We start from the raw sequence: 12,192 nt of genomic DNA, 5'->3' as shown, positions 1-12,192 counted from the left end.
CCGCTGCGAAAGTTGTGTGTGGCGCAGGCTGCGGCGCCTCTGCGCAAGGAATACGGTCAGGCTCTCTGCATGCGTTGCCTGTCCCGTATTCCTGTATCACGCGCCGTTTGCGGAGTGAATGTGGCAGTGCAGAATATGGTTGTTATTCCATGGGCTGCACAGTGCGGATGGCTTTCGGGCGTGGTTTACTGGCGTGACTGCTGTTCGGCACGTTCGCGGGCAAGGCGTTCCAGTTCTTCCTTCTCGCGCTGGAATATGGGGGGAAGCGGCTCGCCGGGAGCGCGCATGCCGCCGATGGCAAAGAGCGCCAAGGGAGCGATGAGGCAGAGTATGCCCCAGAAAAACGGGCTGCGCCCCTTTTTATGAGCAATAACGGCCCCGATGATACCGGCCAGGGACCAGATAAGACACATGATAATATAGCCGGTCGTGGTAAAGTCCAGTTTGAGCATGGTATTCCTGTTGGTGAATTTGGACGGTTGATCCGTCCGTTTCAGGTGGCTATGCAATACGGCATTACCGGCCCGGGCGCAAGCAAGACCGCATGCGCCCCCCGTGCGCAGAATACGGGCAGGGCCTGCAGAGCGAAGCAGGAGTGCAAACAGTGGCAATTATTCGGAACACGCGCTACAGATGGTAAAAATCATACCTACCAACTAGGTATTCCGGAGGATATCATGAAGAAGTTCAAGGTGCGGGGCATGCAGAGCCCCGATTGCGCAGCGACTGTCTCTCAGGCTGTTTCCACTGTCGATGGTGTGGAAACCGTAAACGTGAACCTTGCTACCGGCGAAGTGACCTATGGTCCCACCGCCTGTGTGGATATGTCCATATTGAAGGAAGCCGTTGAGCAGGCCGGATACGAAGTGGAAGAATAGTCCGCTTTCCGTTCTCTTGCGGGCAAGGTGCCGCCGGAATCTGTTCCGGCGGCACTTTTTTGTTGCTGCGGATTTTTGTCGGGGAACCGGTACTTCCCTATAATCCTCTTCACATTCGTAAATGTGGAACGCCGGTTGTATAATGCTTCTTGACTATTATTGAGGTTCTGAAAAGCAGGCTGTCCTTTGCTTTTGCCGATAGTACAGACAACGAACGATCCATATCATGGAGGTGCATATGGTTTCCATCAGTTCAGAACTGTTGACAGGCACAGGGCAGACGCAGTTGTTCACCGCAAAAACGAAATCCGCTGCGTATGGAACATCCGAGGAGTCATCTGCGGGAATGGCTCAGAGCAGTGGCGATACGGTCAGCATCTCGGATGAAGCTCGGGAATTGCTGGCCAAAAAGCTTGAGGAATATGGTGCCGATTCTGTGGACGAGCTGACCTCGGAACAGCAGGGAGCACTCATGACGCAGCTGGGTTCCGTGCTGTCGGAAGAATCATCCGATGCTGTGACCGCAACCTCGCCTGGTGATACGGGCGATACGGATGATATGACGCAGGTTGCTTTTGCTTCTGGTTCAGCCAGTTCGGCTGCGTCGACCAGTTCCGCCAATTCTGCCAGTTCCAGCGGATCGGCTGCAGCAGGCACGGGCGCAGCAGGCACGGGTGAAACGGAAGAATCATCCGACAGCGATGAGGACACCATCGAGAACCTGCAGGAGAAAATTGAAAAGCTGCAGGAGGAGATTACCAAACTGCAGTCAAAGACAAATAATGACGAGGAAGCCAAGGAAGAGTTGGATGCCAAGAGAATAGAACTGGCATCGCTGCAATCCGAGCTGGCCATGCTTGAGGAGCAGAGCTCCGAATAGCCGGTTTGCCCTGCGCGACACATCGGTAGGGGAAACCGGTATGTCGCTGGAATGAATGCCGAAGGCACTATGGTATCCGGGGATACGCTGAGGGTGCCTGCCATGGATACGCAGTCGTTGCGCCGGAAAGGCTTGGGTGACTGGTGTGACTGGCGTAGCAGGTACAAACGGCATAACAGGTATGGAAGGTGTGGCAGCCTCAAAACAGACATAGTTGAAGACGCGCTGCCGGTCGGACTACGGAAAGCACCGGATACAATAAAACGCCGCCACGGAACCATGGCGGCGTTTGTATTTTTCCGGTTGGAAAACGCTACTTGCCGAAAGCGGCGCTATGGCGCGCGGCAAAGCTCTCCTGCGAGAAAACGTGCTCCTGCGTACCGTAGTGCTCAATGCAGTAGCTTGCACATACCGCACCCATGCGGGCGGCTTCTTCAATAGACTTGCCGTCGACAATACCCTTGATGAGTCCGGCGCGGAAAGCGTCGCCTGCACCGGTGGGATCCTGCACCACTTCGGGCTGTGCAATGCCCACCTGTATGGGGCTGCCGTTGTCTATGCGGCTGCCGTTTTCACCGAGAGTGGTGATGATATAGTCGCACTTTTCCAGCAGCTGCGCCTTGGTGCAGCCGGTGGTGTTCATGATCATTTCCAGTTCGTAATCGTTGGTTACCAGCATGTAGGCACCGGTTATGCATTCCAGCATTTCTTCGGCATTGAAGACGGGAATCTGCTGGCCGGGATCGAAGATATAGCGGATACCGGCGGCGCGGTACGCGCGGGGCAGCTCGATCATGTCGTCCTTGTTGCCGGGAGAGACAAGGGCGATGTCCTTTGCCGGATCAAGATGCTTGAATTCGTAGCCGCAGCGGTTGGTCATGGCACCAGGGTTGAAACCGGTGATCTGGTTGTCGTTCTGGTCGGTGGTGATGTAGGCGCTGGCGGTGAAAAGGTCGTCGAACTTCTTAATGCCTTCAAGGGGCAGTCCGGCCTTGAGCAGGGCTTCTTCGTAACGGTCGAAGTCCTTGCCCGCTGCAGAGAGGATGATCGGCTTTTCACCCAGCAGCGACAGGGAATATGCAATGTTGCCGGCGGTGCCGCCACGCTTTTCTTCCAGCCTGTCTATGAGGAAGCATACGTTCAGAATATGGATCTTGTCGGGCAGGATATGATCGGAGAACTTGCCGGGAAAGTTCATGATGCGGTCGTATGCAATGGAGCCGGAAATATAGATGGACATGGCGTCTCCTTGAACTGTGCTGGGAAAGGTTGGTGTTTTTTGGGTGCAGGGCTACCCCTGTTCGGCGGTTTCCGTGCGTATCCAGTCTAGGAACTCGGCGCTGCCGCCCGCCATGGGCAGGGCGATGATGCAGGGCACCTCGTAGCTGTGCAGTCTTTTGACTTCTGTCGTGAGCGCATCAAACCGGCCGACCGTGGTCTTGGCCGTGAACGCCACTTCCTTTTCATCCTGTACCTTGCCGTCCCAGTGGAAGATGGACTGGATTCCGCCAAGGATGTTCACACAGGCGGCAAGCCGCTTTTCCACAAGTGCTGCGCCTATGCTGCGTGCTTCGGCATCGTTCGCTGCCGTCATGTATACCAGTAAGGTTGCTTCCGGCGGAAGGTGCATGGTGCCTCCTGTGATCTGCGGCTGCAGAAGTGATTTCTGTTGCCGCTGCAAAGTGGATTAGCAATACAGCAAGATGGCATGGCGGGCAACGGCGTTGCAGCCGTATACTGCTGATAATTCAGCAGGCAAGGAGAGTATGGCGTATGAATGTATATGCCCGCTGTATCGCGCAGAAAGCTCCGGTTGTTGCGTTCTCTGTAAGGCTGTGCCATATCCGGCACTTCTCATGTCGTATATCCACCCGGCCGGATCAGCCGCAAGGAACACCGATACAAGGAATACCGAATGATGCCGAAAAAAGAACAGCGCGCCCTTTTGATTCTGGAGCGGCTCAAGGCCCGTTATCCCGAGCCTGAGACGCATCTTGATCACCAGACCCCGTGGGATTTGCTCGTGGCCACCGTGCTCGCCGCGCAGTGTACAGACGAACGCGTGAACAAGGTTACGCCCGAGTTGTTCCGGCGCTGGCCGGGACCGGCGGAACTGGCCACGGCCCCGCAGGAGGAGCTGGAAGAGGTGGTGCACTCCACCGGATTCTTCCGCAACAAGGCAAAGAACCTTATTGCTGCGGCGGGTCGGGTCATGTCGGTATATGGCGGCGAGGTGCCGCGCACCATGGCGGAACTTGTCACCCTGCCGGGGCTGGCGCGCAAGACGGCCAACGTGGTGCTCTGGGGCGGGTTCGGCATCAACGAGGGTATGGCGGTGGACACCCACGTCAAGCGCATCGCCTTTCGGCTCGGGCTGACCGGTTCCGGTGATCCCGTACAGGTGGAGAAGGACCTGCTTCCTCTCTTTCCCGAGGCGGAGTGGGGCAATGTGAACCACCGAATGGTCTGGTTCGGCAGGCATGTCTGCGATGCCCGCAAGCCGGATTGTGATCATTGCGAGATGCTGGATATATGCCCGCGCTGCGGTGTGGGACCTGCTGCCTGCCACGCTGCCTGTGATGTCGCCTGTGCATCGGAAGCCAAGGCCAAACGCCCACGCACCCCGCGCAAGAAATCGACTAAATAGGACCGATACATGCTTGAATCTTCGTTTTGCCATCTCGACGGTGTGGGGGGAGCCTCTGAACAGCGCCTGTGGGATGCCGGTGTGTTCACGTGGCAGGATGCCCTGAATGCTTCTTCCCTGCCGGTGAAGCGCCCTTCGCACGAGGGCATGTGCCGTCTGCTCGATGAATCCCGCAAGCGTCTGGACTCGCGCGATGCAGCATGGTTCGGCACCCGCATGCCAGCCAACCAGCAGTGGCGGCTGCTGCCTGACTTCATGGACTCCGTTGCCTGCGTGGACATAGAAACCACCGGCCTATCATGGCCGCAGGCACATATCACCACCATTGCGCTGTATGACGGGACCAATGTGAAAACATATGTCCACGGGGATAATCTTGAAGCATTCGCGGACGATATACGACAGTATCAACTGCTGATAACCTTCAACGGCAAATGCTTTGACGTACCCTTTATTGAACGGAGCTTCGGCATATCGCTGCAGTGCGGGCATATAGACCTGCGGTATGTGTTCAAGGCGCTCGGAATATCCGGCGGACTGAAGAACGTTGAAAAAGTGCTCGGTATTGATCGTGGCGATCTTTCAGGCGTGGACGGTTTTCTGGCTGTGCTGTTGTGGCGGCATTACCGCCGCACGGGGGATGCACGGGCGCTGGAAACACTGCTTGCTTACAATGTTGAAGATGTGCTCAACCTTATGCCTCTGGCCATATGGGCATATAACGAACACCTTGCCGCAACGCCGTTTGCGACACTCAAGCGGTTGCCGGAACCCAATGTACCGGAGAATCCGTTTGCCGCGTCCCGTGAGATATTGTATACAGTAACAGGACAGATGCAGTCTTTTGGATAATCTGTGAGAACAGGCGGGTGCTGCGACGGGATCATCTGCCGCCGGAGATGCCTTGATGGCTTGTATGTGGTCCGTATTTCCGGCATTTGCGAAATATCATTGCGCGAAGATGCATCGGACGACGAAATATAGTATGTTTGCTAGTATAACGGGGTGAACGCAGCATGACGCAGAGCAATATTCTTCTCGAATCTGGTACCAACGAGCTCGAGATCATCGAATTTTACATTGCCGAGGAAGACGCTCAGGGCATTAAGTATACCGGCTACTATGGCATGAACGTTGCCAAAGTGCTGGAGATAATCCGCAAGCCGGATGTGACGGGAATGCCCAACAAGCATCATCCTGCCGCTCTGGGAACGTTTAATCTGCGCGGCCGTGTTCTGCCCCTTGTGGACCTTTCCATATGGCTGGGCAAGAAGATGGAAGCCTCCGATACCAATAAGGTTATCGTTTCCGAGTTCAGCGGTGTCATTACCGCCTTTCTGGTCTCGGGGGTTACCCGCATTCACCGCCTGAGCTGGAGTCAGGTGGAAGCGCCCAGCGGGCATGTGCGCAGCTTCAGCAACGATTCCGTTACCGGGGTCGTGCGCTTTGAAGACCGTATCGTGTTCATTCTGGACATGGAAAAGGTGGTTGCTTCCCTTAACCCGCGTCTGCAGATGGACAGGCGGATAGAGGAAGTGCAGCAGGCCGAGGCAGTATCCTACAGGGCACTGGTGGCGGACGATTCCGGCTCCATCCGCAACATGATAGTCCGCACCATGGAAAAGGCCGGTTTCGAGTGCACGCAGGCGCTCAACGGCCGCGAGGCCTGGGACCTAGTGCTTGATATGAAAAAGCAGGCTGCGGAGCAGGAGAGGCCCATAACCGATTTTGTGGACCTGATTGTTTCGGATATTGAAATGCCGGAGATGGACGGCCACAACTTCACCAGGCGTGTGAAGGAAGACCCGGTGCTGAAGACCCTGCCGGTGATTCTCTTTTCATCTCTCATTACGGAGACACTGCGCCACAAGGGGATTGCCGTGGGCGCTGACGATCAGGTATCCAAGCCCGATCTGCCTACACTGACGGAGCGGGCCAAGGGGCTTATCCGCAAGTATCACGGTAAATAGAGATTTCTCAAAACGGAATAGATGCCCCTGCAGTTACGGCTGCGGGGGCTTTTTTAACGCTGGAGAAGCGAGAACCAGTACTCGGATTGCTTGTCGTAGTTTTCCACGCAGCTGGAGGCGTCCTGCTTCGAAAGCTGGAGATCCTGCGCGATGAAATCGTACCGGTCGGGGTTGCTGCCGTAGATGAGGCAGGCGATGGCTTCATAGCGGTGCACGTTCAGGCTGTGCTCATCCAGTGCGGCAGCAATGTTGGGCTGCAGGGTGCCGAATTTGTCGTCGGGAACGTCGCCCTGCGGAACGCTCATATCTATCTCTTCCTCGCGTGCAAGGAAGGAGAAGGAGTCGGCAGCGCTCAGAGCGATGTCTCCGCCATTTTCAAATGATTCGATGAGCAGAATGGTTGCCAGCGAATCAACGGCGTCTTCTTCACCACCGTCGGTGGGAATGCCGCGCATGGAGATGATGGCGTGACCGAGTTCATGAAACAGGGTGTGCTGCACGGCATCAAGTGTGGCGCGTTCCAGTGCCTGCGGGCTGTCGGTGTATCCGTTGCGTGTGAAAATGCGGCGCAGTTCGGAAACAAAGGCGTAGGGGAAGTGAATCTCCGCCGGTCTGCCCTTCATGGCCGGAGCGTACTGCGGTCCTTCCTCGGTGCCGAAGCGGATGACGACGTTTCGGGGAAGGCAGTTGAGGACGTTGATAACCCGCGCCACATCGTCACCGATATGACTTTCGATGAGCATTTCGGCAATTTCCACATCTTCCTTGCTGGCCGGTTCATAGGCGAGTGAAACCTTACCCGCTGCGGAAGCGGGGCGATGCAATGCCAGTAAAAGAACCAGCAGGAGAAATGAGCGGGCTACGGGACGCAAAAGGCTACCTCATGGACGGGGAAGATAAAATGCCGGGGCATATAGCCCCGGCATCTGAAAACCATATTCTTCGGCTACTGTCTAGATTTTTGCGGCGGTGCGCAGATCGTCGACCGCATTGGTCTGTTCCCAGACGAATTCGGGCAGCTCGCGACCGAAGTGACCGTAGCAGGAAGTCTTCCTGTAGATGGGGCGCTTCAGGTCCAGAGTCTTGGTGATGCCGTAGGGGCGCAGGTCGAATACTTCCTTCACTGCCTTGGTGAGCACTTCGTCCGGAATTTCGGAAGTGCCGAAAGAAGTGGCAAGCACGGATACGGGCTCGGCCACGCCGATAACGTATGCGATCTGCACTTCGCAGGTGGGAGCAAGACCGGCTGCAACAACGTTCTTGGCGATGTAGCGGCCCATGTAGGCAGCGGAACGGTCAACCTTGGACGGGTCCTTGCCGGAGAATGCGCCACCGCCGTGGTGGCCCATGCCGCCGTAGGTGTCCTGAATGATCTTGCGGCCGGTGAGACCGCAGTCGCCCATGGGGCCGCCGATAACGAACCGGCCGGTGGTATTGATGAAAATACGGGTGGCGTTGTCGAGCAGTTCGGCGGGCAGGGTCTTGAGGATAACTTCTTTCTTGATGCCTTCAATAATCTCTTCCTGAGTTGCTTCAGGAGTGTGCTGTGCGGAAACGACCACGGTGTCGATGCGGGAGGGTTTGCCGTTCTGGTACTCGAAGGAGACTTCGGTCTTGCCGTCGGGGCGCAGGAAGTTCAGCACGCCTTCCTTGCGGACGCGGGTCAGCGTCTGGGAAAGCTGGTGCGCCCAGTAAATGGGGGCGGGCATCAGGGTGGGGGTTTCGTTGCATGCAAAACCGAACATCATGCCCTGGTCGCCTGCGCCCTGTTCTTCGGGAGCAGTGCGGTCAACGCCCTGAGCAATGTCGGGAGACTGCTTGTCGATGGAGGAGATGACAGCGCAGGTATCGCAGTCGAATCCCATGTCGGAGCTGGTGTAACCGATTTCGCGGATGGTATCGCGAACCACCTGGGGCAGGTCGGCGTAGCCTTTGGTAGTGATTTCGCCGGCGATAACGGCCATGCCGGTGGTTACCAGCGTTTCGCAGGCAACGCGGGAATCGGGATCCTGCTCAAGAAGGGTATCCAGAACGGCATCGGAAATGGCGTCGGCAACTTTGTCGGGATGGCCTTCGGTCACGGATTCGGAAGTAAAGTGATACTTGCCTTTGTTGTTGATCATCATTGCGGGGTGTCCTCCTGAGCGGTTTCCGCGTTTGTTGTCGCTTGAGATTTCTTTTTGCCTGCGGCTGCATCCGGATTGAGAATGCCGCCGGACATAAGCACCTTGAAGGCATCTTCCACGCTCATTTCAAGGGGAATGATGTCCTCTTCCGGTACCATCAGATAAAAGCCCGATGTAGGGTTCGGGGTTGTTGCAACAAAGACGTTCAGCACTTTCTTCACTGTCTTCTGCTGAATTTCCCCCACTGCCACGCCGGTTACGAAAGCCAGCGTATACAGCCCTGTGCGCGGGTATTCTATGAGCACCACCCGTTTGAAATCCCGCGCGGGGCCGTAAAAAATGGTTTCCACCAGTTGCTTCACGGCCTTGTAAAAATTGCTCACGAAGGGGATGCGGTCCACTATGGCATCCCACAAGAGCACCAGTCTGCGTCCGAGCAGGTTGCGGACCAGTATGCCCGTCGCCAGCACGATGACCACCACCAGTATGGCTCCCAGTCCCGGCACCTTGAAAGACAGAAAGGCTTCCGGGCGGTAGGCGGGCGGCAGCAGCAGCAGCGACTTGTCCATCCAGCGCACGATGACTCGCAGAGTCATGAAGGTGGCCATGAGCGGAACAAGGAACAGAATCCCGGCAATCAGGTTGACTTTGAAGAACCGTTTGATCGCGTTCAGAAGTCCTTTGGGTTCCGGTGTCGGTTGGGACATGAAACCTCCCTGCTTGGCCGTACGGCGTGGTGGCTGTCGGCCGGTCCTGCCGTTACGAATTGCCGGTGAGCGGTCACCGTATGTTCATGGACGGAATAGGGAGCGCTAGGCGCTTTGTTCCGTCAGCACTATGTTGTCAATCAGGCGCGCTTTGCCCAGCTTTACGGCCACGGCGCAAAGGGCGGCATCATCAATACGTTCAAGGGGTGCAAGCGTATCCGGGTGCACGAAGGAAAGGTAATCCTCCACACCGTCGGGCAGTTTTTCAGCCCAGTAGTGGCGGATGGCCTGCGCAAGTTCGTCCACGTTTCTGCATCCATCGGCAACCATACCCTTCGCCTGCAGAAGACCTGCACGGATGGCGGGCGCCTGCGCGCGTTCATGCCCCGCAAGATAGACGTTGCGGGAGCTGAGCGCCAGTCCGTCATGCTCGCGGACGATGGGGCAGGGAACAATCTCGACGGGAACATTGAGATCTCTGACCATACGCTTGATGATGGCAACCTGCTGCCAGTCCTTCTGGCCGAAGACGGCCACCTTGGGCAGGGTGAGCATGAACAGCTTCATGACCACGGTGCACACCCCGCGAAAGTGTATCGGGCGGGTTATGCCGCACAGACCCTTGGCCAGTTCCGGCACATCCACCCATGTGGCATGGTCGGGGGCATACATGGAGCCTGCTTCCGGAAGGAAGAGCACGTCAACGCCATGCGACTCCGCTATGACAATATCCCGCTCATGATTGCGCGGGTAAGCGGCAAGGTCCTCGTTGGGACCGAACTGCGCAGGGTTGACGAAAAGGGTAACCACCACCTTGTCCGCATTGCTGCGGGCATGGGCCATGAGGCTTTCGTGGCCAGCATGGAAATAGCCCATGGTGGGTACCAGTGCCGTTTTCAACCCCTGCATGCGCCATGCGAGGCAGCAACTCTGTAACTCGGAAGGATCTGTAATTATCTGCATATCAAGTTATCCGCATATGGTTGTGTAGCATATAGCCTGCCTAGTGCCCTTTGTCCAGAAAAAAGCGCGCATTGCAACATGCTGTTATTCATGAAAAATGTGGTTCATCCGGGTGTGCCTGACTGCTACGGGATAAACATGGTATCGCATTGCCGGACTTTTTCCATCAGAAATGCAGTTTTCGAGTCTGAATCTCTGTGCTGCACGGGAGAGGGGAAAAGGCACAGATGGATTGCCTTGCCTGCCCGATCTGGAGTAGGTTTGCGGGAGGAGGGAGCCATGCGCCCATTTTATCAGGGAAAACTGGACGTCTTTTGCGCAGTGTATGCCATGCTGAATGCCTTTCAGCAGCTGCATTCCATGTCTGCATGGCAGGCCAAGAGGGTGCTTGGCGAGCTTCTTTCGAGGCTTCCCGATGAAATGCCCGACAGCTGGAATGATCTTGTGTGGAATCGCACCGACTATGTATGGCTGGTGGAATGGCTTGTGGCCGAATACGGCAAGGAGCTGTTTCCCATCCGGGCGCACCGGCCGTGGGCTGATAAGGGCAACGTGGCCCCTGCCGTTGTCTGGTCCGGCATGTCCGGCTGGATGGGCGGGGGCGGCCGACGCACGGCAGTGTTCCGTTTTCAGCGTTTTCTGCCTGCGCGTGAAGACCCCGTGGTCTGCCATTGGACAACGGTGGACAGGTTCATGGGGGATACCCTGTTCCTGTTTGATGCGAGCATGGAGGAAACAGCGGTGCATCTTATAGATAAATACGGGTTTGTTTGCCGGCGTGAGAATGTCTCCGCCTCACAGCTGCTTGTTGTCGATCCGGCCTGCGTTTTTCTGCTCGAAACCGCCTGAGCGGTATTCTGTCCGTCTGGCCTGCCTGTTCTGTTTGTCCTGTCCGGTCCTGCCGGGGTATCGGGGCGTATCCGGTCTTATTTGGTCTTACTTGGCCGGTCCGGCGACTTCAGGGGTATCCGGCCACACCGTATGGAGGCGGTATACAGGCAGTCCGCCTTGTCTCCGCTGTGTGTGCAGGTGCCGGTACGCTCTGACAGGTATGCCGCAGCCGGTCATGATCCTGCAGGCCATGACCCTGTTTGCCATGCCGTTTCAGCAGTCAGCGGATGATATCAGCCTTCCAGCTTGTCTTCTTCATTTCTGGGCATGGCAAAGCCATGTTCCTGCCCCGGAAAAGCACCGGATTCCACTTCAGCCTTGTAGTCGCCGATAGCTTTGGAGGCGATCTCCCCCAGGTTGGCATACTGCTTCACGAACTTGGGAACGAACCGGTCGAAGAGTCCCAGCAGGTCGTGGAACACAAGCACCTGTCCGTCGCAGTCCTTGCCGGCACCAATGCCGATGGTGGGAACGCCCACCGATTCCGTGATGCGCTTGGCAATGGTTGCTGGAATGGCTTCCAGCACGATGCAGAAAGCGCCCGCCGCTTCAAGGGCCTTTGCTTCCTCTATGAGCTTGAGGGCTGCATCGGCAGTTTTGCCCTGCACCTTGAATCCGCCGAGGGTGGCCACCCGTTGGGGAGTGAGCCCGATATGGCCGACAACGGGGATGCCCGCTTTCACCAGAGCGGCTATCTGGGGCACCACATCGTGGCCGCCTTCAAGCTTCACGGCACGGGCGTTGCCTTCCTGAAACAGCCGTGCGGCGTTCTTCATGGCCGTTTCTACCCCGGGTTCATAGCTCATGAACGGCATGTCGGCGATAACCAGCGCCTGCTTTGCTCCGCGTGTCACCGCGCGGCAATGGTGGATCATTTCATCCATGGTAACGCTGATGGTGTCGTCGCGCCCCAGCATGACCATTCCCAGCGAATCACCCACAAGAATCATATCAATGCCGCATTCGTCCACCAACGTGGCGGAGGAGTAATCATATGCGGTGAGCATGGTGAGTTTGCGCTTCCCCTTGGCAGCCCTGATTGTAAGAGAGGTAACGGAGGGGGCGTTTTGCGAATGCGTGCTCATGGTCATTCCTTCTTATTGGTCATGTGGGAATCCGGTTCACCAAAG

General features: G+C 56.8%; 14 protein-coding genes. 6 read left to right on the top strand and 8 right to left on the bottom strand.

The window, feature by feature from the left end; all coding sequences use genetic code 11:
- Positions 1 to 185: 185 nt before the first annotated feature.
- Positions 186 to 452, bottom strand: a complete 267-nt coding sequence (locus tag HUV30_RS13925; RefSeq protein WP_174406024.1) for a hypothetical protein — start codon at positions 450 to 452, stop codon at positions 186 to 188.
- A gap of 225 nt (positions 453 to 677) precedes the next feature.
- Here HUV30_RS13925 and HUV30_RS13920 point away from each other — a divergent pair, with 225 nt between their 5' ends.
- On the top strand, positions 678 to 878 hold the full coding sequence (locus HUV30_RS13920) for a heavy-metal-associated domain-containing protein (RefSeq protein WP_174406023.1): 201 nt from the start codon (positions 678 to 680) through the stop codon (positions 876 to 878).
- Between the two features lie 346 nt (positions 879 to 1,224).
- A complete protein-coding gene (locus HUV30_RS13915) occupies positions 1,225 to 1,758 on the top strand; it encodes a hypothetical protein (protein ID WP_174406022.1) in 534 nt (177 codons plus the stop codon).
- A gap of 313 nt (positions 1,759 to 2,071) precedes the next feature.
- On the opposite strand, the gene HUV30_RS13910 is transcribed toward HUV30_RS13915, so the two are convergent.
- On the bottom strand, positions 2,072 to 2,998 hold the full coding sequence (locus HUV30_RS13910) for a carbohydrate kinase family protein (protein WP_174406021.1): 927 nt from the start codon (positions 2,996 to 2,998) through the stop codon (positions 2,072 to 2,074).
- A 51-nt stretch (positions 2,999 to 3,049) separates the two neighbouring features.
- Entirely contained in the window at positions 3,050 to 3,388 is a 339-nt protein-coding gene (gene cutA, locus HUV30_RS13905; protein ID WP_174406020.1) for a divalent-cation tolerance protein CutA, read from the bottom strand.
- A 285-nt stretch (positions 3,389 to 3,673) separates the two neighbouring features.
- On the opposite strand from cutA, the gene nth reads away from it, so the two are divergent.
- From nth to HUV30_RS13890, 3 genes are all read left to right on the top strand, one after another.
- Positions 3,674 to 4,405 carry an endonuclease III gene (gene nth / locus HUV30_RS13900; RefSeq protein WP_174406019.1) on the top strand — a complete coding sequence of 244 codons (732 nt, stop codon included), beginning with the start codon at positions 3,674 to 3,676 and terminating at the stop codon, positions 4,403 to 4,405.
- A gap of 9 nt (positions 4,406 to 4,414) precedes the next feature.
- The gene (locus tag HUV30_RS13895) at positions 4,415 to 5,257 is read left to right on the top strand and encodes a ribonuclease H-like domain-containing protein (protein WP_174406018.1); all 843 of its coding nucleotides are present in this window, start codon (positions 4,415 to 4,417) and stop codon (positions 5,255 to 5,257) included.
- 164 nt (positions 5,258 to 5,421) lie between these two features.
- Entirely contained in the window at positions 5,422 to 6,375 is a 954-nt protein-coding gene (locus HUV30_RS13890) for a chemotaxis protein (RefSeq protein WP_174406017.1), read from the top strand.
- Between the two features lie 53 nt (positions 6,376 to 6,428).
- Here HUV30_RS13890 and HUV30_RS13885 read toward each other — a convergent pair whose 3' ends face one another.
- From HUV30_RS13885 to panC, 4 genes are all read right to left on the bottom strand, one after another.
- Positions 6,429 to 7,247 (bottom strand): DUF4344 domain-containing metallopeptidase, encoded by an 819-nt coding sequence (locus HUV30_RS13885; RefSeq protein WP_174406016.1) that lies wholly within the window; start codon positions 7,245 to 7,247, stop codon positions 6,429 to 6,431.
- 81 nt (positions 7,248 to 7,328) lie between these two features.
- On the bottom strand, positions 7,329 to 8,498 hold the full coding sequence (metK, locus tag HUV30_RS13880) for a methionine adenosyltransferase (RefSeq protein ID WP_174406207.1): 1,170 nt from the start codon (positions 8,496 to 8,498) through the stop codon (positions 7,329 to 7,331).
- A complete protein-coding gene (locus HUV30_RS13875; RefSeq protein WP_174406015.1) occupies positions 8,498 to 9,208 on the bottom strand; it encodes a DUF502 domain-containing protein in 711 nt (236 codons plus the stop codon). Before HUV30_RS13875 ends, metK begins: the two co-directional genes overlap by 1 nt.
- Positions 9,209 to 9,313: 105 nt before the next feature.
- On the bottom strand, positions 9,314 to 10,171 hold the full coding sequence (gene panC, locus HUV30_RS13870) for a pantoate--beta-alanine ligase (protein ID WP_174406014.1): 858 nt from the start codon (positions 10,169 to 10,171) through the stop codon (positions 9,314 to 9,316).
- 279 nt (positions 10,172 to 10,450) lie between these two features.
- Between panC and HUV30_RS13865 the strand changes: the two genes are divergently transcribed.
- A complete protein-coding gene (locus HUV30_RS13865; protein WP_174406013.1) occupies positions 10,451 to 11,020 on the top strand; it encodes a hypothetical protein in 570 nt (189 codons plus the stop codon).
- A 275-nt stretch (positions 11,021 to 11,295) separates the two neighbouring features.
- Here HUV30_RS13865 and panB read toward each other — a convergent pair whose 3' ends face one another.
- On the bottom strand, positions 11,296 to 12,147 hold the full coding sequence (gene panB, locus HUV30_RS13860; protein WP_174406012.1) for a 3-methyl-2-oxobutanoate hydroxymethyltransferase: 852 nt from the start codon (positions 12,145 to 12,147) through the stop codon (positions 11,296 to 11,298).
- Positions 12,148 to 12,192: the final 45 nt, after the last annotated feature.

Source organism: Desulfovibrio subterraneus (assembly GCF_013340285.1).
GTDB classification, from domain to species: Bacteria; Desulfobacterota; Desulfovibrionia; order Desulfovibrionales; family Desulfovibrionaceae; genus Halodesulfovibrio; species Halodesulfovibrio subterraneus.
The sequence above is the reverse complement of the archived record's forward strand: the minus strand, read 5'-3'. Positions and strand labels throughout refer to the sequence as shown.